We start from the raw sequence: 19362 nt of genomic DNA, 5'->3' as shown, positions 1-19362 counted from the left end.
TTGTTAAGCGCCGACTTCAGAGAGCTGAAAACTTTCATTGATATACAAATCGCAATCTAGCTTTAGCCTTTTACATAGGTAGTTTGGATCTTCAGGACGCATTGGTTCTATATGGAATAGACCAACAGAACACCAATCTTCTGCTTCCAGTTCTGTAGACATTACAGGGTGACCGATAGTTAAATCCTTACCATCCTTATCTAGCACGCTGTAGCCTGTGATACGAAGTTTCCCAAAAGACTCCTTAGAGTCGATTGCATTTCCATCTTGCTCTACATGTCGTACATTGTGCGATACTGAATTTTTGTCTGAAGTAATGCTACAGTAACCGTGTTTATGTCCTTTAATATCGAAATTTGCATTGTGGAGCAAAAGCATTGCACATAATGCAATTCTGTTCGATTGCTTTTCTATCTGTACTCTTTCGTACTCTAGACCATTCGAGTCAATTACTTGAATCAACTGCTCAACAAGTGCCTTTTGGGTAAATGCCTCTTTTGGAATAATGAAACTCATCACATAACGAATCGCTTCGAGCGTATGCTGTGATAGCTTTCCCTGCTTTAAACTTGTAGTACTGCTTTTGGCGTCATCTTTGAAGCCGTTGTCAATTCTTGATTTCAGCCTTTCTTTACTTACTTTATGTAATTCGATTAATTTTTGCTCGTCAATTTTATCTACCTGATACTGAATTAATCTCTTTATCCATGAAGGGAATGGTTTAGTAATATCGATTGTTTTATTCAGCGAAACGTATTCGATAAAAAACTTAATACTGTAGTACATTGCTTGCAGAGACTGGTTTGTAATTCCTCTATCACGCAAATCATTGTGAGCAACAAAGTCAGCAATTTCCCGGAAAATCAGATTTTTCTTTGAATAGGCGCGAAGCCGCATGAAGAGGTTATCTATATCATTTTCATCAAAATCCCCTGATTGGATTTTATTAATGACCTTTTGCGCCTTCGATTTCTCTATTCCCTTCATGCTTGATTCCTGATTGCGTCTAACGCCCGCCACAAACGCGAGCAACTTGTTGCGAGTCGAGCGCGTATCGGGCGCGTTTTTGATGGTGATTGTTATATTGCATTACTTGCAACCTGCTGTTGTTCAGTATTAACCTGTAAAAACTGATTAATCTTGTACTGAATGTAAATTACATGCAGAAAGGAGCTTAAAAAAGGATTAAGCCAGAACTTACTTCCTTTCTCCACACCTGTTGCTAGATTTATTCTATTTCTTATTTTTATTAACCACGTAACATGAAATATCGATGAAACAACGTGCATCAACTTTGAGAATATAAGCAATTCGGGACTGCCGTTTGCAGTAAAGTAAATGATAAGGCCAAAAAAAGAGATTAGATGCACTACGATGGCGCTGGTTGCGAACAATATAGAAATAGGTTTCCCTACATTTCCGTTAATCTGGCTTGTGAGCGTAAAAAGTCGATAAATGACGTAAAGTCCGAAGGTGAAAATACACAGTGCAATCGTCTTTACTAATGATTTCACTTCAAAAATATCATTCATTGATCTCATTTTCATTCCTTTAAGTAATTTCCCTGACCTTAAATGAGGACAATAAAAAATTAATCAAGCGTTATTAAATCGGGAGCACTTTTCGTGAAAATACACTCTGACTGTTTCATGCTGTCAGACACGGCCATAACTGGCAGCCGGAACCTTTCCTGACTGCCAGTTACCGATAAATGCGGGTTATCAAGCATCTTTGTTAAAGTTAACCGGTTCTTTATCCAGTTGGCGGATAACTACAGTACCGGCCAGCTTGTCGTGAAACCCTTGCTTGCGCTTGTCTATGCCTATCCAGATATAACCCAGCAATAGTGGAATAGCTGCAACAATATAGGCGAAGTATCTGCCAACAGCCTGACCTACAGACAGCTTATTACCGGTGTTTGCATCGACTATTTTCAGCCGTAATGCCATTTTCCCCGGAGTGCCCAAAAACCGAAGCCAGAACCAAATCGTGGCAACAAAAGGCAGAATATAGCTAAAAAACAAGTCCCAGAAGCCATGATACATCTGATCTCCGGTCCAGTATTTTCCGCCATAAATAAGCGTTAGCGGAAGCCCGAACACAATTAACATTACAATCATATCAATCAGAACTGCGCCAACACGGATCCAAAAACCTGCATATTCTTGATTTTCCATTAATCTGATACTCCATTACTGATTTGACAGGGGCTTAACGGCGCAAATTTAGCGCGCGACGTCGCTCATTGCTTAAGGTTTAGGTCGCAAAAGGCCGTCTTTGTAAATTTGATGTGTATGACATTACCTCGGTTTTATCATGCGTACAATGGGTACAGGCTGGTTTTATCGTCGCGTCAGATACTAAAAAATCTGTCTGGCGTGGTTACGCCTGGCAATATGCGTGCTGGCGCTGGTTATGGGGCTTAGTGTGTATATTCTGCCGCCCTTTATTTGCCATCTGCGGCGTGGGTCTTCTATATTCGCTATAGTAATAATTGACTAATTTATAAGTGCTTTATCAATACTTGGTGCCAGGTACTGAGTTAAATGGCAATGCCTTGCCTTTACAGCTTTATCATACAAATTCAAATGGATGTTAAGTACACAGGAGTTAGCAATGCGAATCCTCTTTGCGGTGAGTATATTTTTTTTAACAAGCTGTGTGGCAATGAAAGACAGCAATCCGCCACCTCAGAATACAATTAAAAAGTTTTCAATAAGTGCGCAACTTCCAACACTGCCTTCTGGTTCGCGGCTAATTCCCGATACGCATTTTGCTGTGATATTTGCAGACAGTGCAGCGACTTTACTGGTGCCTGTGCCTTTTGTGGGCGATGCAGTAGTTGGCGCGATTAACTCAAGCAAAAGTGAATCTTATAAAGAGCACTATGTTGGTATTGATATATTGGCGCTGGCTGAGAATGCTTTCAAAAATAGTGAGTTCTATAGTGATGAACCGCAAAAAACGCAGTTGTTCCCGGTAGCTTATATTCAGGAATCTTTCGACGATGTCTTTCGGATTTCGTTAGCAATAGAAGTGGATTCAGACACCTGGGTTGGCCGATATTTATATCATGTGCCAACTCATATTCCGGTAACTGATATTAAAAACCCCAGCCCTTTGGAAGTTGATACACTCAAAACAGAATTAGCAGTGGGCATGAAAAAGCTGGCTGAACTGATAGCGCGAGACTTACGGGGAGAGCTTAATTCCACAGGAAAAACCGTGGATTTTGGCAGCTATTATATCTATGGCAGTAATCTCGGTGGTTTAATCACGCCTTCCGTAATGCATCTTTCAGATGGCCAGTTAATAGAAGAGGGTAGCGACTATGTAATATTCAGACATAGCGGAGACCCCAGCGTTGCAGGAAATGCCGGGGCATTACTTTTTGGTGTGCATTATTTTAAAAAGAACCAACTGCATACCTTTGAAGTGAGTAAATAACTGGCTTCCCTGCCTCTTGGGGGCTGTTTTGCTGCTGTGCAGGCTGCTTAGTCAGCTTTAAGTTTATTGATAAAGGTTTGATGCAGTGCATCGTTTTTATCTAAAAACTTTTCATCCAGTAAATGGCCCAAGCCTTCATAATACAAATGCTCGCACTGGTTTTCGTGCCGGGCGTTTATCTTTTCGCACACCTCTGTGGCCATCTGCGGTGCTGGCCATATTTCATCGTTTTCGCCTGACAGTAACACCACTTTGCCTTTGATATTGGTCACGGCGATATCGGCGTGACTATCATCTGCCCGGTTGGCGAGTGACTGGCTGTATAAGTCACGCAAACCTTTTACCGGGCCTGACGGGTTAAACGGCAAATAAATGCTCAGGCTGCTCAGGCATCGTGGCGGCTGATGATCTTATAACCTTTGGCTTCATAGTCATTCAGGCATTGCTGGAATTTATTCTGCAGCTTAATTTCGTCAAAAAAGCCCAATGAATACACATCACACTTCACTTTCATTTTTTCGCTGTTCTCCAGCACCGCAACCATCTTTAATTCAGCAAAGCCAAATTTGTAGGCTAGTTCAGTAAATTGAGAATACAGCACAGCAAGCAGCGCGATTAAGAAAACAGCAGAGAGTGTTTTTTTCATTTTTTGTTCCTTCAGGTGAATTAGTTGATATTAATCAGGCAATTACCGGGCCAATTAGCCAAGCCCAGAAGAATTGCGGCGTGTAGCGCTGTTATAAAAAACGTGAATTAATATACTGACTAAAAAATAGTGAAAATATCAAATGTTTTAGCAACTTAAACCGCTAATAATAAAGTTTTGCTACAACTGCGCTAACAGGCACAAAAATCCTGCTTAAAGCGCTTGCTGCCAGTGTGGCAACTGCGCAAAATAGCGCCTTCACGCAGTTGAGGTGGTTATGGTTAATCTGGCGCTGATGGGAGCCTTTATTCCCACCTTTTTATTCGTTTCGGTAACGCCGGGCATGTGTATGACACTGGCGATGACACTCGGCATGAGTCAGGGCGTGCGCCGCACCTTGTGGATGATGTGGGGCGAGATGCTGGGCGTGGCGCTGGTGGCGATACTGGCGGTGTGCGGTGTGGCAGCGATAATGCTGCAGTTTCCTGCTGTTTTTCAATGGTTTAAAGTTGCCGGTGCCGCGTATCTTGCTTATATAGGCCTGCAAATGTGGCGTGCTAAAGGTAAGCTGGCACTGCCGCAGCCCGGGGCCTTGCCTGCCCTGATGCCACGGCGTGTGCTGTTTAGCCAGGGGTTTATTACAGCGGTATCTAACCCTAAGGGCTGGGCCTTTCATATGGCGCTATTGCCACCTTTTATTGATACCCAGCTGGCATTCTGGCCACAGTTGCTGGTGCTGGTGACAATTATTATTCTGCTGGAATTTGGCTCGATGCTGCTGTACGCCAGCGGTGGTAAAGCACTGGCGCTATTTTTTGGTAAAGCCAACCGGGTGCAGTACTTAAACCGCATCGGCGCCAGCCTGATGTTTGGCGTGGCGCTTTGGATGCTGCTGGGCTGAAAGCTTACAACTGCAGCACGGTATCAACCTCCGATTGCGTGACAAAGTCAGCATCATGGCTAACTAAAACATAACCGGACGGATACTGTGCCAAGGCTGCTGCCAACAGCTGTTTGGCCTGCAGGTCCAGATGGTTATCTGGTTCGTCAAGTAAAAGTAACCAGCCGGTATGCTGGCTAACCATCAGCATGGCCAGTTTCATCAGCTCACCCCCGCTAAGTGCCGTTGCGGGCTTTAGTGCCTGCTCATTACGAAAGCCAACACCCGCCAGCAGGGTACGGGCAAGCGTTTCTGTAAGAGCGGGACAATAGCGGCGCAGGTTATTCAGTACTGTTGCGCTGCGGTCAACCACACTGAAATGCTGATCCAAGTATTGCACGTCGCAATTTATCCGTAACGTACCTGAAGAAAAGTCGACTTTTCCGGCAAGAACCTGCAGCAAGGTAGATTTACCACTGCCGTTAAGGCCCTGCAGATGTACCCGCTGCTTGTTGCTCCAGCTAAAGCTCAACGGGCGGCAATTGCCAAACGGGAGTTGTAAAGCTTCTGCAGTTATCAGCGTTTTCGTGCCTGCTGACGTTTCGGCAGGCAGATAAAACTGCTGCGATTTTAGCGTTTGCTGCTGCGCTTTTATCTGTTGTAACTGTTGCTGTGCCTGTTGCAATTGCTGCTGTTCCTGCACACGCCGGGCTGAAGTCGCGCTTTGCGCCCGGTTTTTACTGTAATCCAGCAAAATGGCGGCCTGGCTGCCACGGCGCTGTTCACCCTGTCGCTGCCGTTTAGCCGCCTTTTCAGCTGCTGCTTGCGCATTGCGCTGTCGCTGCTCCAACAGCTTTTCTGCATGTTTTTGCTGCTGTTGCAGCGCCGCTTGCTGCAACTGATGTTGTTGCTGATAAAAAGCATAGTTACCGCCAAAGCGCAGCAGGCCGTTGCTGGTTAACTCATACAATACTGCCACTTGCTGCAGTAAGGCTCTGTCATGGCTGATCAGTAAAATTGCACTGCCAGGCCTGGCTGCAAACCGTTGCAACTGCTGGTTTAGCCAATGGCGGCCTGCTGTATCAAGATGATTTGACGGTTCATCAAGAATAAGCAAAGGCCGCGACTGATAAAATGCCCACCAAAGCCGCAGATGCGTCATCTGGCCACCGCTTAATATTGATGCGCTTTGCCAGTAATCGGTTGGGGCATTGATCTGCCGCAGCTCAGCCTGTAAGTCATCGGCAAGCTGCCAGTGGCCATCTATCAGGCTTAGCGTATTGTCATCAAACTGACCGCTTGCCAGTTGCTGCAGGGCATATAATACCGGCTCAAGGCCTAACAGCGCTGCAATACTGCGTTGCCGCCAATCACTTTGGGGCAGTTGCGCTAACAAATAACATTGTTGCGGATGCTGTGCTGCCAGTTGACTGGCGAGCATTGATTTACCGGCACCGTTGCGGCCAATAAGGCCGTTTATGCCGCCATCGAGCGTCAGTTTAATATCGTGGTAAAGCGTCTCGCCGCTGGCAAGGTTGAAACTACAGGGGGAAAAGTTGAAAAGGGCCATAATGCCTCCTGATAAATCAGGGGCGGGTAACAGATACAGCTCAGGCAGTGCTATAGCCCTACTGACAATAAACCCACTAACCCTGATAAGTCCTAAATAAAAAGTGACGGCTAATCAGGATTTAGTTATTCATTTCAGTAAGATGCTCCAAAGCTTGAAGGGACGGCGGAATTATAACCTGTTCCGCCGTAATAACAATGCATTCAGCGCATTGGGGTTAACAGCTGTTTAGCGCTCGATAACAAAATCGGCTTTGCTGCGGCGTACTTTTTTCAGGTTAACCAGCCAGTCGCCTTCAACCTCACGGTAGCCAAGAGGCAGCAGCAATACTGATTTCAGCCCAAGGTCGGCCAGGTTCAATATCTGGTCGACTTTTTCCGGTTCAAAACCTTCCATCGGTGTCGCATCAACGCCTTGCTCAGCCGCGGCCAGTAAAGCTGAACCTAAGCCGATATATGCCTGTCGGGCGGCATGTTCAAAATTTTCTTGCGCCGGCCGCTGGGGATACCAGCTTAATAATTTCTGCCGGTAGGCTTCCCAACCTTCGTTTTTAAAGCCGCGCTGCTCGTTCACCAGATCGAACATGCCGTTAATGCGCTCAACGGTGTAGTTATCCCAGGCTGCGAATACCAGTAAGTGCGAGCAGTCGGTAATTTGTGACTGATTCCAGGCTACGGGACGAATTTGTGCTTTTAATGCAGGATCGGTCACCACCAGCACCTGATAAGGTTGTAAGCCGCTGGAGCTGGCACTTAAGCGAATAGCTTCTAAAATATGTTCCAGTTTATCTGCTGGTACGACCTTGTCGGCCTCAAGTTTCTTCGCGGCATAGCGCCAGTTTAATAAATCGGTAATTTTCGCCATCTGTAACCTCTAATTTATATCAGACATAACTAATTTGTACCTTTCGGTATGTTTTGTTTCAGGTGGGATATTTCAAGGCAAAGTGATCATTATTTTTGCCAGAGTTGAGCCGGAAGCTATGCTGCTACCGCGCTGTACAGCAGTTTGGCTGCTGAGCATTTTGGTTGAGACTTGCTTTTATTAAGTGATCGGTCTAATATTTTTTCTATGCAAAATATCACTAATACTACACGGCGCCGGGGCAGGCCGCCAAAATCGCTGGCCGGATACAGCGAGACCCGGGTTCAGCTTATCAAAGCCGGCGTAGCCATTCTTACCGAGCGCGGCCTTGCGGCGACAGGTATTGACGAGATCCTGCGCAGCGTTAACGTGCCAAAGGGCTCGTTTTATCACTATTTCGCCAGTAAAGAGCAGTATGGCTTGGTGCTGGTTGAGCACTATTCTGCTTATCTGAAAGCTAAGCTGACGCGTTTTTTAACCGATACCAGCTTGCCGCCGTTGGCACGCCTGGTGGCATATATGCGTGATGCTGAGCAGTCTATGCAAAAGTACGATTTTGCACGCGGCTGCCTGGTTGGCAATCTGAGTCAGGAAATTGGGCAGTTGTCACCGGCATTTCGGCAGAAGCTGATGTCGACGCTGGATGAGTGGCAGCAGCTGGTAGAGGCTTGCCTGCTGGAAGCGCAACAAAGTGGGGAGCTGGGGCAGGAAAAAGACTGCAAATTGCTGGCCTATGTATTCTGGAACGCGTGGGAAGGGGCGGTGTTAAAGGCAAAGCTGGAGCATAGCGTTATGCCGCTGCGTACTTTTGCAGAATTCTTTGTTCAAAGTATAAGGTAAGTTTTTTTATTATTTAATATACGATCGGTCTAATAATTTGGAGGTGGTTATGTTTAATGCTTTGGTTATTGATAAACCCGAAGGGCAGTACAGCACTAATTTAACGTTAATAGCTGATTCTGAACTGATGCCAGGCGATGTTGAGGTGGATATCAGTTACTCGACACTGAATTATAAAGATGCGCTGGCCATCACGGGTAAAGCACCGGTGGTTCGCCGTTTTCCTATGGTACCGGGCATAGACTTTGTTGGCACAGTAAGTTTGTCGTCGCACCCGGATTATCAGGCTGGACAGCAGGTAATACTGAATGGCTGGGGAGTAGGCGAAACGCATTTGGGGGGCCTGGCACAGAAGGCGCGCGTTAATGGTGATTGGCTGGTGCCGCTGCCAAAAGAATTTAGCGCCAAACAGGCGATGGCGATTGGCACTGCCGGCTACACCGCCATGTTGTGTGTGCAGGCCATACAAAGCCATGGCGTGACACCACAAAATGGCCCGATTCTGGTTACGGGGGCAACCGGCGGTGTCGGCAGTGTTGCTATCGCTTTGTTGGCTAAACAAGGATATGACGTGCTGGCGCTGAGCGGCCGTGGTGAACAGGAAGCCAATTACCTGAAAACACTGGGAGCCAGTGCCGTAGTGCCGCGCTCTGAACTGGAAACGGCAGGCAAACCACTGCAAAAAGAGCGTTGGGCAGCGGTAATCGATGTGGCAGGGTCGCACGTTCTGGCTAATGCTTGCGCTGCTACCCGGTACGGCGGGGTAGTTGCTGCCTGTGGTTTGGCCGGCGGAATGGATTTCCCCGCTACGGTGGCGCCCTTTATTTTACGTGGCGTTACGTTAGTGGGGGTAGATAGTGTCATGTGTCCGAAACCGAAAAGACTGGCAGCCTGGCAAGGGCTGGCGAAATGGCTGGATCCTGAAATGCTTGACTGTATGACGCAAGAAATCGGTTTGTCTGAGGCGCAGCAGTATGCAGCAAAGCTGCTTGACGGCAAAGTCAGAGGCCGGATAGTGGTGGACGTAAACCGTTAAGGCAGTGCGCTAATCGGCACTGCCTTAGGATGAAACTAGGGTTTGGTGCTGTTTAGTGCGTGAATAGCAAAGCTACCCAGCCAGTGACCGCCTTCGTAGCTGTCGCCAATCAGGTTAGGGTAAGAATAGGCCAGATGCTGGTCGGCAACAGCAGTTAAATGCGCATATTGCGGGTACTGTTTAGCCAGCCGGTACAGGTTCCAGCCACGGCTGAAGTTTAACCCATCCAGGTGCACTAACTTGCCGTCGGTTCTGTCGCCCACTTCACCGGTCGCCAGCGTAAAATCGGGCTTACTCAGCTGTGGCAGGTAGGCTTGTAGCCAACGGGTAAACTCATTCGCCGGCAAAATTCGCTGCATTAAGCCCATTTCTTCCAGGCAGGGCGATAAAAAGTCGTAGCCGCTTGGCTCCCAGTTTAACGGGCACTGCTTATCCTGCAGGTAAAATGCTTTAGCGCGCTCGGTGATTAAGGTTTTAAGTGCGCTGTGGCCTGTTTGTTCGGCGTAGTCGTAGGCAAAGCTTAAACCAAAGGCCGTGTTACTGTGCTCGCCAACGCGCACCGGATAACGTAACCGTGGCAGAAAATCCATATAGCGCTGCACAATAACATCGGTTAACGGCTGCAGGTTTGCTGCCAGTTGTTTTGCCATCGGGTCTTGCCACTGCTGCAATTCCAGTTGCAGCTTCAGTAACCAGGCCCAGCCATAAGTACGCTCGAACGAGGCGTTAATGTCTTTTTTAAAAAATGCCGCTTCCTGTGCCACGTTTTCGGCGCTGAGGTTACGTGCCAGCACCGATTTTACGGCGTCAGCCTGCTCCAACTGCGGGAACTGACGCAGCAAGGTAACTAAAGACCAGTAACCGTGCACGGCGCTGTGCCAGTCAAAGCAACCAAAAAATACCGGATGCACCAGAGACGGTGGCTGTAAATCTGCTGCGCTACCCAATACCCAACCGGTTTTATAAGGGTAAGGCGTTTCTACACAATGCAGCGGCAAACTCACCAGTTTGTCGGCTTCGGCCAGGTTAAGCTCATGACTTTGTGCATTCGCTGACAGACTGAACAGGCCCAGGGCAGCAAGCAAAGTGCTGCGATGTAACGCTTTTATTATCATATAGTTACCTTGGAAGGGAGGCCTTAATGGCAATGACAGTTTTATAAACTGGCTCAGATTAGCCTAAATTGACCGTGCTGTCTGCGCCGTTTTAGCGCAGCTTAACGTAAATATAACGCACTGAGCTTATCCGGCTTGCCCGGCGGCGTTGAACATGGATAATTTAGCCTGACGTAAAACGATAACAACCTCTTCCACGGAATCATTATGAATACGAAATACCTGTTAACGGTCGCGGCGCTGGGTGTAAGCCTTAGTGCTGTTGCCGACGAAGGCCAGTGGCAGCCGCATCAGATGGCGCAGCTGCAGGCTGAACTTACTGGCAAAGGCATTGAGATCCCCGGCAAGCAACTGGCTGATTTAAGCCAGTACCCGATGAGTGCCATTGTCAGCCTGGGCTATTGCTCGGCGTCTTTTGTCTCGCCCAATGGCCTGGTGGTAACTAATCACCACTGTGGTTATAACGCTATTCAGAACAACTCGACTAAAGACAACAATCTGATTGAAAAAGGTTTTTTGGCTAAAACTCAGGGCGAGGAGCTGCCGGCCGGGGCGCAGGAGCGGTTATATATTACTGAATCTGTGACTGACGTTACTGCGCAGGTATCCGGTAATTTACCGGCTGAGCTAAGCGGCAGTGAGCGCTACGAAGCAATTGAAACCAACCGTAAAGCACTGATTAAAAGCTGTGAGTCTGATGCCAACTACCGCTGCTCGGTAGTCAGTTTTCACCATGGCCTGGAGTATTTCCAGATCAAGCAGCTGATGCTGCAGGATGTGCGTCTGGTGTATGCGCCAAGTGAGGCCATTGGCAACTTTGGTGGTGATATAGATAACTTTGAATACCCGCGCCATACCGGCGATTACACCTTTTTGCGCGGCTATGTTGGCAAAGATGGTAAACCGGCACCGTATTCGGTAGATAACGTACCGTACCAGAGCAAACATTACCTGAAAGTAAACGCCAAGGGTGTGCGTGCCGGCGACGGCATTTTATTGGCCGGTTACCCGGGCCGGACCAGCCGTTACCGGTTGGCTGATGAAATTGCTTTTGCCGCCGACTGGCAGTATCCGGCGCAGGTAAAAACCTACCAGCAAATTATCAGTACCATTGACCGCTTAGGCGCAGCTGATGCAGATTTAAAAGTTAAATATGCTTCAACCGTAAAAAGCCTGAACAACCGGATGAAAAAACTGCAGGGCTTGCTGGATGGCTTTAAAGTAACTGATATTCATGCCATCAAACAACAGCAGGAACAAGCGCTACTAAACTGGATTAACAGCGACACGGCGTACCAGCAGTATCAGCAAAGTATTGCGGCGCTGAAAAGTGTTATTGATGCCGATCAGGCTTATACCCAGCAAACCTACTATTTTGACAACGCCAAGCGCAGCGATATGTTGCAGGCAGCCATGCTGTTATACCGCTTAGCGGTAGAGAGCGAAAAGCCGGACGCGATGCGCGAAATGGGCTTTCAGCAGCGTGATTTAACCATGATTGAGAGCCGTTTAACGCGGATGGAAAAAAGCTTTCACCCGACAATGGATTTAGCCATTTGGTCGGAACAGCTGGCTGAATATCTGGCCCAGCCTGACGCCGTTCGGGTAACTGAGCTGGACAACGCTCTGGGGTTAACGCCGGGTATGAGCCAGGCGCAAATCAGCGATAAACTGGCGGCCTTATACCCACAAAGCACGCTGACCAGTACAACTGGGCGTAAAGCCTGGCTGGGTAAAACACCGGCCGATTTTGCCAATAGCAGCGACCCGTTTATCAAGCTGGCAGTTGCGATTTATGCCAAAAATAAAGCGCTGGAGCTGGAGGAGAAAACCTTAGCAGGCAAGTTATCGCAGGTGCGCCCGGCCTATATGCAGGCGGTTATTGCCTACAACAAAACACTGGGCAAACCGGTATACCCCGATGCCAACAGCACTCTGCGTATTACTTACGGCACTGTGGACGGTTACCCGGCTAAAGATGGTGTATACAAAACGCCGTTTACGTCGGTTAAAGGCTTAATTGCCAAGCGCCGGGCCGAAGCGCCGTTTATGCTGCCGCAAAAACTGGTAGATGCCTACAACGCCGGTAAAACCGACGGTTACTACTACGCCGATTTAGCGCCAGAATATAAACCGGGCTTGCTGTGCCGTATTGGCGGTTGCGCCAAACCCGAGGTAAAAGCTTTTAACTCGGTGCCGGTTAACTTTTTATCCAGCGCCGACACCACTGGTGGTAACTCAGGTTCTGCGGTAATGAACGGTAAAGGCGAGCTGGTAGGGTTAAACTTTGACTCAACTTATGAGTCGATCACCAAAGACTGGTATTTTAACCCGGAAATTACCCGTGCTATTCATGTTGATATCCGCTACGTGCTGTGGCTGATGGAGCATGTTGATGGCGCACAAAATCTACTCGAAGAGATGGATATCGTCCGTTAATGTTACACCGCGACAGGCAGTTTGCTGTCTGTCGCGACTTCCGCTGTTATCCCTTATCCAACCAGAGTTTTATCATACTGCTTGACCGTTACAGGTGAATCATCTAGCCTTAAGAAAGCGCTTACATTTTAACATCAATACAACAATATTGCCTGCGCAAACTGTGACAAGGCAGAGAAAATAAGCGCCTCAGGACAGGATAAGATAATACCACCGGCTAATACCGGTAATAACGCCATGACAGCAACGCAACCGGCAGCTAACCCTGATGGTGGCGCGTGGCGACGTTAGTACATTTCATCAGAAAGACAGCCCGGCTGCTGAGTACCAGTTAATTCAGCCTGACCGGTTTGCTCTTAATCAACCGTTGCAGGCCATGGATGGCCGGAACCGAGCCTCAGGGACGATTTATGGCGTGTTGATGTGAGCAAACCGGTCAGGCAGACAAATGAGCTGCTCGGAGCTTACTCTCTTTCTATCAGCATTGCCCGATACGGCGCGCCCTGGCATGCAGTTAACGCTATGGCGTGACAGTTAACTTAACCTGCAACCGATGGGTTTGTGCAAATGAAAACAATGATCAGAACGTCGCTGGCGTTATGCAGCCTGCTGCTGGTGCAGCCAGCCAGTGCCGATGTCAGTAATCCGCAAATTGGTAACTTACTGTTTGAAGATAATTTCAATACGTTGAACAGCAACAACTGGACGCCAAACGAAGGCGATGGTTGCGCTATTGGCTTATGTGGCTGGGGTAATCAGGAGCTGCAATGGTACAGCAGCAACAACCTTAGCATTGAAGATGTGCCAGGCGAGCCAGGCAACAAAGCGCTGGTATTTCAGGCCCGTAACGACAATATCGGCGGCCGCGCTTTCAGCTCAGGCAAAATAGACAGCCAGCATAAACTGGCAGTGCAGTACGGCATGATAGAAGTACGGCTGCGGGTGCCTGATTTGGCAACTGGCTTGTGGCCAGCGGCGTGGATGCTGGGTACCAGTACTGCCAGCTGGCCGGCCAAAGGCGAAATTGACATGATGGAGATGGGGCATAGAGCACAGGCCAGGGCGGATTCGGGCCATGCCGGTGCCAATATCAACAGTTATGTCGGCGCCAACGCCATTTTTTATGCTGACGCCGCCTGTGTGCCTGAAAACCCAAGCTGCGCCGCGATGACCGCCTGGCAAACCGATAACGCTTACGTTGCCGCACAGCCGCTGAGTAACCGTTTTGTGACTTACCGTACTTACTGGACCGACAGCCAGCTGCGTTTTACCGTGGTCGACAATGGTGTTGAATACGATATGTACGATGCACCCATCAGCATTACAGCGGAATCCAGCGAACTGCAGCAGCCGTTTTATCTGCTGGCAAACCTGGCTGTTGGTGGCAACTTTACCGATGCGGCAAACAACAGCCAGGTAACAGCGCCGCTACCTGGCAAAATGTATCTTGATTATATTCGTGTGTACCAGCTCAACGGCCAGGGGCAGGTGTTTAGCGGTAATATTAACCCGCCGGAAACCGGCAGTTTTGGTGTGTTTACCGACAGCAATGCAGTCAGTAACAGCTTGCAGCCGGGCGTCAGCTCGGATATTTATATCTGGAACCAGAGTTCAGTGGTAGCAGGCAATACGGCACCGGCTGAAGGATCTAATGTGATTGCCTGGCAATACGTGGCACCGAACCAGTGGTTTGGTGGCGGTATACATGCCAGACAGCTGCGCGATATGAGCAACTTTGCCGCCGGTACGGTAAGTTTTCGTATCAAAATACCGACAGATGTCAGCTTTCGTATTGGCATAGCGGACGATTACACCAACCAAAATTGGATCACTTTTCCGGCCAATGAAAGCAAATACGGCTTAGTGCGCAATGGCCAGTGGGGGCAGGTAACGATACCGGTTGCCGACTTGCGTGGCAGTTTAATTGCGCTGCAGGCGTTAAGCGGCATGTTTTACATTGCCAGTGTTGATGGCCAGTTACCCGGTTACAGCTTCCAGTTCGCTATTGATGATATTGTCTGGCATGGTGGTGGCAACAGTAACCAGCAAGCAGACAGCGACGGCGATGGTGTGCCGGACAGTGCCGATCAATGCAGTAATACTGCACCGGGTAGCGCTGTCGACGGCAATGGTTGCCCTACTGCCAGCGGCGCCTTTGGCGTGGCGCAAACGGCAGCTGACAGCGTACGGTTTTTTGTCAACAGCAGCGGCTGGGCCGATTTGCATTACACGGTTAACAGCGGTGGCCAAATTAATGTTGCCATGCAACAAGCCAGTGGTGTAAACCAGTACACCGTATCGGGCCTGTCGGCTGGCGCAGTGCTTAATTACTTTTTCACCTATTGGGACACCGCCAACGGTTATGCGGTAGATACGCCGTGGCAAAGTTATACTCTTGGCAGCGGCGTGAACCCGCAGCCGGATCCTGACCCGGAACCTGAACCCGGCCAGGACAGTGATGGCGACGGTGTGGAAGATACACTGGATAACTGCAGTGGTACGCCGCCAGGCGTACCTGTCAATGCCAATGGTTGCCCGTTAACCTCGGTTGATGTGGTACCGCTATATAGCGCGTCGACCGTGCTGGAACCCGCCATTCAGTTTGACCGTGGTGATGCGCTGGTAACGCGTTTTTCTGACCGGGCGCGCGACAGGCATGCCAAAGAAAACCATTTTCAGGCCTACGATCATTACCTGACGTTTTACTGGGAAGACAGAACTGCCGCTATCGAGATTGTTGACTACGTCGCCAAAGGCGGCAGCAGTATCCGGATGAATGTAGTCACCCAAAATAAACTGGATGATTTACAGGCAGAAAACCGCTGGTGGTATATAGGCGTGAATACGTTGGCCGAGTTTTGCGGTAACGGCGTGATGAATATGGTCGATTATACCCATTACTGGAAAGAAGAAAGCTATAACTGCCGTGAAGGCCGGCCGATTCAGGTGGGCGATAAGCTGGAGTTTGAGATCAGTCAGTTTCTTGATGCTGCTACGTTGCCGCGTGGGCGTTCTAACTATTACGGCACCACCTTTTTATACATTGTTGGCCAGGGCATAGTGCCGTGGGATGTCACCGATAAACAGGTGTTTCAGCCGGGTAATTATCTGCAACGCGACTCAATACCGGTACCGGCAACGGCACGCCTTGGCGGCGATACCACCTTACACGTGCAGATGACCGCCGAACCCGATGGCCATTTTCAGCAAATGGCGACGAACCTGGGTTACGACAATGGTCAGCCGTTTGTACTGGGGCGGCGTGTACACCATAGCTCGGCAGTAGATGGCAGCCATGATGAACATGCTGAAAACGGTGTTTTTACTGATATGGCCGGTTTAAGCGGGTCGCATTACATCAATGACCGCTGTGCCGGTTGCCATGTGCGTAATGGCCGGGCAGCCGTTGCGGCTATTGGCGAGTCACTGGATAAATGGGTGTTTAAAGTCGCCGATGCCGGCGGTAACTCGCACCCGCAACTGGGCCGTGTGCTGCAAAGCAAAACCAATGGTGCTGCCAGCAGTGAAGGCAATGTTTCCATTGCCTCTTTTACCGAAAGCAACGGCCTGCGTAAACCAAACTATCAGTTCAGTGGTGTCGTACCGCAGCTGTTTTCAGCCCGAATTGCGCCGCAATTAAACGGCATGGGGTTGCTGGAAGCGATACCGGAAGCTGCCATACTGGCGCTGGAAGATGAAAACGACAGCAATGGTGATGGTATTTCCGGCCGGGCACAGCGGATAACTGATCCGCAAAGCGGTGACACCCGGTTGGGCCGGTTTGGTTACAAAGCGGCTACTGCCAGTGTACGGCACCAGGTTGCCGCTGCGCTGAATACCGATATGGGCGTGATGACAGCGATATTCTCCAGCCCGGACTGTGGCAGCAGTCAAAGTGGTTGTGCCAGCAGTGGCAGGCAGATGTCTGATCAGCATTTGGATAATCTGGTGAAATACGTGTCGCTGCTGGGCGTGCGGCCGCAGCGTGATTACGCGAACCCGCAGGTGATACAGGGTAAAAACGTATTTCGTAATATCGGCTGTAATGGCTGCCACACCGAAAGCCATCAAACCAGCAGTTTTCACCCGTTGGCGGAACTGCGGAACCAGACGATTTACCCTTACACCGATTTGTTACTGCACGATATGGGCCCGGGGCTGGCAGACAATTTAGGCGAGGGTAATGCCAGTGGTGCCGAGTGGCGCACTGCACCGCTTTGGGGGTTAGGCTTGTCAGCCTGTGTTACCGGAGGTGTCGCCGGCGGTCGCGGCTGGGATGCATTTGGTCTGGATGGCTATGAATATTGCACACCGCAACACAGCTACCTGCATGATGGCCGGGCCCGCAGTATCGATGAAGCCATCCGCTGGCATGGCGGCGAGGCGCAGGCCAGCAATGATAATTATCAGGCCCTGCCGGATAATGAACGCAGTGCCTTGTTGGCTTTTTTAAACAGTTTATAGCAGATAGCTACAGATCCAGGGTTGAGCAGCGCTTAACCCTGATCCGGAATTTCCGGCTCGGTAAGCTGCGCCAGTAGTTGCAACGACTCCTGCCAGCCCGCGTAGCAAAATTCCAATGGTATTGCCTCAGGTATCCCGCTTTGTTCAATGTGCAGCTCAGTGCCACATAACACCGGCTTCAGGCTGACAACAACCTGCATTTGCCCGGGCAGATCAGGGTTGTCGAACTGATCGTTATAGCGGATCAGCTCATTAGGTTTCAGCTCCAGATAGGTGCCACCGAAGCTGTGGCTGCTGCCGGTATTAAAATTGGTAAATGACATTTTATAACCGCCACCGACGCGGGCATCCATACTGTGCACCTTGCCGGTAAAACCGTGTGGCGGGCACCACTTAACCAGTGCATCGGGGTCTAAAAAGGCGCGGTAGACGCGTTCAGGTTTCGCTTTAATCACGCGATGTAAGGTTACGGTGTTGTTGCTCATTACTGGCTCCTGTTGGCTGCGAAAACGTTATTCGTTTGTGTCACAGCTTAGTCGGTTGAGTCACCGCCAAATCGACAACAGTAAAATTATTTTCTGCTGCGCGCTGTTTCAGCGCAGTTTGGCGGAGTACTCCAATGCCAGCTTATCCAGTGTTACTTCAGCAAAACGGCGCAGCACCAGTTGCTCAGCTTCGTGCAATACATCGTCTATGGCCAGGTTGACGGCTTTTTCAATCGGGCAGTTGGTGTGCTCATCAGTTAAACCTATGGTGAACAGTGAGGCTTCGCTTAGCGAGCGGTGAATATCCAGCAGGGTAATACAGTGCAGCGGCTTGGCCAGCGTCCAGCCGCCACCGTGGCCTTTGACTGCATTCACATAGCCTTGTTCACGTAACAACGACATAGTGCGGCGCACTACTACAGGGTTAGTGCCCAGCATAATGGCGATGTTATCTGAGGTTACCGCCTGCTCTAAATGATGCATATGCACCAGTACATGTAGCATGCGCGATAAGCGACTGTCTTTACGCATAACACACTCATCTGAAAAACATTGTCAGCCATTCTAACGTAGTTTTAAGGAACTTTTTATGTTACATGAGTTGTTTTTGCATCTTACGTAACTTATGATGTTTCTTAAGTTGTAGTATCGCGATAACAGTTATCAACAGGAGGCGAGGATGATGTGGGACGCAATAGTGATTGGTGGCAGCTTTGCCGGGCTGTCTGCTGCAATGCAATTGGCCCGGGGCCAGCGTTCGGTGCTACTGATAGATGCCGGCGAGCCGCGCAACCGTTTTGCCACTGCATCACACGGCTTTTTTGCCGCCGATGGCATGGCGCCGGCGGAGTTACAGGGCAAGGCCTGGCAACAGCTGTTGGCGTATCCGAGTGTGACGTTTCGTCAGAGCAGGGTGCAGTCGGCACAACAGCAAGCTAACGGCTTTAGTGTGACAGACGAAGTAGGGCAGCAGTATCAGACTAAAGTGCTTATCCTGGCCACCGGGCTGGTGGATACGTTGCCAGATATCGACGGCCTGAAGCCGCGCTGGGGTAAATCGGTGATCCATTGTCCGTATTGCCACGGCTATGAATACCGTCAGCAGCCGATAGCGGTTATTGCAAATGGCGCGGCGTCGGTGCATCAGGCCGGTATTCTGCCGGATTGGGGCCCGGTGACCTATTTCAGCCAGAACCGGTTTTTACCGGACTCAGAGCAGCAGGTTATGCTGCAAAAGCGTGGCGTAGCCGTGGAACACACACCTGTGGTGGCAATATTGGGCGAGGCTGACGGCGTAAGCGCAGTAAAACTGGCAGATGGCCGCGAGGTGGCGACGGGTGTGGTGTACGTTGCATCAGAAACCAGCTTTGGCCACACCTTAGTGCAGCAACTGGGCTGTGAGCTGGAGCAGGGGCCAACCGGCGTTTATGTTAAAACCGATGCTATGCAGCAAAGCTCTGTCGGCGGGGTTTTTGTTGCCGGTGATATGGCTGCCCCCATGCATAACGCCATGCTGGCGGCCGCTGCCGGGGTAAAAGCCGGAGCAGCAGCACACCGTTTTCTGATGTTTGGTTAA

17 protein-coding genes are annotated in these 19362 nt (G+C 49.6%); 7 read left to right on the top strand and 10 right to left on the bottom strand.

Annotated elements, in window-relative coordinates; all coding sequences use genetic code 11:
- Positions 1-3 precede the first annotated feature (3 nt).
- The 3 genes from AC5SV9_RS08030 to AC5SV9_RS08020 form a co-directional block, all read right to left on the bottom strand.
- Positions 4-987: a hypothetical protein gene (locus AC5SV9_RS08030; protein WP_475147897.1), complete on the bottom strand. Its 984-nt coding sequence runs from the start codon at positions 985-987 to the stop codon at positions 4-6.
- Between the two features lie 92 nt (positions 988-1079).
- The gene (locus tag AC5SV9_RS08025) at positions 1080-1541 is read right to left on the bottom strand and encodes a hypothetical protein (protein ID WP_475147896.1); all 462 of its coding nucleotides are present in this window, start codon (positions 1539-1541) and stop codon (positions 1080-1082) included.
- 180 nt (positions 1542-1721) lie between these two features.
- The gene (locus tag AC5SV9_RS08020; RefSeq protein WP_475147893.1) at positions 1722-2177 is read right to left on the bottom strand and encodes an RDD family protein; all 456 of its coding nucleotides are present in this window, start codon (positions 2175-2177) and stop codon (positions 1722-1724) included.
- Positions 2178-2616: 439 nt separating this feature from the next.
- On the opposite strand from AC5SV9_RS08020, the gene AC5SV9_RS08015 reads away from it, so the two are divergent.
- Positions 2617-3447, top strand: coding sequence for a hypothetical protein (locus tag AC5SV9_RS08015; RefSeq protein ID WP_475147890.1), 831 nt, complete (start codon positions 2617-2619; stop codon positions 3445-3447).
- A 47-nt stretch (positions 3448-3494) separates the two neighbouring features.
- Here AC5SV9_RS08015 and AC5SV9_RS08010 read toward each other — a convergent pair whose 3' ends face one another.
- On the bottom strand, positions 3495-3815 hold the full coding sequence (locus AC5SV9_RS08010; RefSeq protein ID WP_475147887.1) for an acyl-CoA thioester hydrolase/BAAT C-terminal domain-containing protein: 321 nt from the start codon (positions 3813-3815) through the stop codon (positions 3495-3497).
- A 17-nt stretch (positions 3816-3832) separates the two neighbouring features.
- Positions 3833-4093 carry a hypothetical protein gene (locus AC5SV9_RS08005; protein ID WP_475147885.1) on the bottom strand — a complete coding sequence of 87 codons (261 nt, stop codon included), beginning with the start codon at positions 4091-4093 and terminating at the stop codon, positions 3833-3835.
- 277 nt (positions 4094-4370) lie between these two features.
- Here AC5SV9_RS08005 and AC5SV9_RS08000 point away from each other — a divergent pair, with 277 nt between their 5' ends.
- Complete coding sequence (locus AC5SV9_RS08000; RefSeq protein ID WP_475147882.1) at positions 4371-4994, top strand: LysE family translocator; 624 nt, start codon at positions 4371-4373, stop codon at positions 4992-4994.
- Between the two features lie 4 nt (positions 4995-4998).
- On the opposite strand, the gene AC5SV9_RS07995 is transcribed toward AC5SV9_RS08000, so the two are convergent.
- Complete coding sequence (locus AC5SV9_RS07995) at positions 4999-6543, bottom strand: ATP-binding cassette domain-containing protein (protein WP_475147880.1); 1545 nt, start codon at positions 6541-6543, stop codon at positions 4999-5001.
- 228 nt (positions 6544-6771) lie between these two features.
- The gene (locus tag AC5SV9_RS07990; protein ID WP_475147878.1) at positions 6772-7407 is read right to left on the bottom strand and encodes an NAD(P)H-dependent oxidoreductase; all 636 of its coding nucleotides are present in this window, start codon (positions 7405-7407) and stop codon (positions 6772-6774) included.
- Between the two features lie 207 nt (positions 7408-7614).
- On the opposite strand from AC5SV9_RS07990, the gene acuR reads away from it, so the two are divergent.
- Together acuR and acuI are read left to right on the top strand one after the other, a co-directional pair.
- Positions 7615-8247, top strand: a complete 633-nt coding sequence (gene acuR, locus AC5SV9_RS07985) for an acrylate utilization transcriptional regulator AcuR (protein ID WP_475147876.1) — start codon at positions 7615-7617, stop codon at positions 8245-8247.
- A 49-nt stretch (positions 8248-8296) separates the two neighbouring features.
- Positions 8297-9283, top strand: a complete 987-nt coding sequence (gene acuI / locus AC5SV9_RS07980) for an acrylyl-CoA reductase (NADPH) (protein WP_475147875.1) — start codon at positions 8297-8299, stop codon at positions 9281-9283.
- Between the two features lie 35 nt (positions 9284-9318).
- Here the strand turns inward: acuI and AC5SV9_RS07975 are convergent, their stop codons facing one another.
- On the bottom strand, positions 9319-10398 hold the full coding sequence (locus tag AC5SV9_RS07975) for a DUF2891 domain-containing protein (protein ID WP_475147872.1): 1080 nt from the start codon (positions 10396-10398) through the stop codon (positions 9319-9321).
- A 207-nt stretch (positions 10399-10605) separates the two neighbouring features.
- On the opposite strand from AC5SV9_RS07975, the gene AC5SV9_RS07970 reads away from it, so the two are divergent.
- Together AC5SV9_RS07970 and AC5SV9_RS07965 are read left to right on the top strand one after the other, a co-directional pair.
- Complete coding sequence (locus tag AC5SV9_RS07970; protein ID WP_475147871.1) at positions 10606-12837, top strand: S46 family peptidase; 2232 nt, start codon at positions 10606-10608, stop codon at positions 12835-12837.
- 567 nt (positions 12838-13404) lie between these two features.
- A complete protein-coding gene (locus tag AC5SV9_RS07965) occupies positions 13405-17301 on the top strand; it encodes a di-heme oxidoredictase family protein (protein WP_475147869.1) in 3897 nt (1298 codons plus the stop codon).
- 32 nt (positions 17302-17333) lie between these two features.
- Here AC5SV9_RS07965 and AC5SV9_RS07960 read toward each other — a convergent pair whose 3' ends face one another.
- Positions 17334-17786, bottom strand: coding sequence for an SRPBCC family protein (locus tag AC5SV9_RS07960; protein ID WP_475147866.1), 453 nt, complete (start codon positions 17784-17786; stop codon positions 17334-17336).
- A 108-nt stretch (positions 17787-17894) separates the two neighbouring features.
- On the bottom strand, positions 17895-18317 hold the full coding sequence (locus AC5SV9_RS07955) for an Rrf2 family transcriptional regulator (protein ID WP_475147864.1): 423 nt from the start codon (positions 18315-18317) through the stop codon (positions 17895-17897).
- Positions 18318-18465: 148 nt separating this feature from the next.
- Here AC5SV9_RS07955 and AC5SV9_RS07950 point away from each other — a divergent pair, with 148 nt between their 5' ends.
- Positions 18466-19362 carry an NAD(P)/FAD-dependent oxidoreductase gene (locus tag AC5SV9_RS07950; protein WP_475147862.1) on the top strand — a complete coding sequence of 299 codons (897 nt, stop codon included), beginning with the start codon at positions 18466-18468 and terminating at the stop codon, positions 19360-19362.

The sequence above is a fragment of the Rheinheimera sp. ATLC3 genome, assembly GCF_059429535.1.
Note: the sequence above shows the minus strand (reverse complement) of the source record. Positions and strands in the feature narration are given on the sequence as shown.

What these genes read in the sequence shown, in the direction of transcription:
- AC5SV9_RS08000 (WP_475147882.1), top strand. Translation starts at nt 4,371, where the DNA reads ATGGTTAATCTGGCGCTGATGGGAGCCTTTATTCCCACCTTTTTATTC.
- AC5SV9_RS08020 (WP_475147893.1), bottom strand. Translation starts at nt 2,177, where the DNA reads ATGGAAAATCAAGAATATGCAGGTTTTTGGATCCGTGTTGGCGCAGTT.
- AC5SV9_RS07955 (WP_475147864.1), bottom strand. Translation starts at nt 18,317, where the DNA reads ATGCGTAAAGACAGTCGCTTATCGCGCATGCTACATGTACTGGTGCAT.
- AC5SV9_RS07990 (WP_475147878.1), bottom strand. Translation starts at nt 7,407, where the DNA reads ATGGCGAAAATTACCGATTTATTAAACTGGCGCTATGCCGCGAAGAAA.
- AC5SV9_RS07950 (WP_475147862.1), top strand. Translation starts at nt 18,466, where the DNA reads ATGATGTGGGACGCAATAGTGATTGGTGGCAGCTTTGCCGGGCTGTCT.
- AC5SV9_RS08015 (WP_475147890.1), top strand. Translation starts at nt 2,617, where the DNA reads ATGCGAATCCTCTTTGCGGTGAGTATATTTTTTTTAACAAGCTGTGTG.
- AC5SV9_RS08025 (WP_475147896.1), bottom strand. Translation starts at nt 1,541, where the DNA reads ATGAGATCAATGAATGATATTTTTGAAGTGAAATCATTAGTAAAGACG.
- AC5SV9_RS07965 (WP_475147869.1), top strand. Translation starts at nt 13,405, where the DNA reads ATGAAAACAATGATCAGAACGTCGCTGGCGTTATGCAGCCTGCTGCTG.
- AC5SV9_RS07960 (WP_475147866.1), bottom strand. Translation starts at nt 17,786, where the DNA reads ATGAGCAACAACACCGTAACCTTACATCGCGTGATTAAAGCGAAACCT.
- acuR (WP_475147876.1), top strand. Translation starts at nt 7,615, where the DNA reads ATGCAAAATATCACTAATACTACACGGCGCCGGGGCAGGCCGCCAAAA.
- AC5SV9_RS07970 (WP_475147871.1), top strand. Translation starts at nt 10,606, where the DNA reads ATGAATACGAAATACCTGTTAACGGTCGCGGCGCTGGGTGTAAGCCTT.
- AC5SV9_RS07975 (WP_475147872.1), bottom strand. Translation starts at nt 10,398, where the DNA reads ATGATAATAAAAGCGTTACATCGCAGCACTTTGCTTGCTGCCCTGGGC.
- acuI (WP_475147875.1), top strand. Translation starts at nt 8,297, where the DNA reads ATGTTTAATGCTTTGGTTATTGATAAACCCGAAGGGCAGTACAGCACT.
- AC5SV9_RS08005 (WP_475147885.1), bottom strand. Translation starts at nt 4,093, where the DNA reads ATGAAAAAAACACTCTCTGCTGTTTTCTTAATCGCGCTGCTTGCTGTG.
- AC5SV9_RS08030 (WP_475147897.1), bottom strand. Translation starts at nt 987, where the DNA reads ATGAAGGGAATAGAGAAATCGAAGGCGCAAAAGGTCATTAATAAAATC.
- AC5SV9_RS07995 (WP_475147880.1), bottom strand. Translation starts at nt 6,543, where the DNA reads ATGGCCCTTTTCAACTTTTCCCCCTGTAGTTTCAACCTTGCCAGCGGC.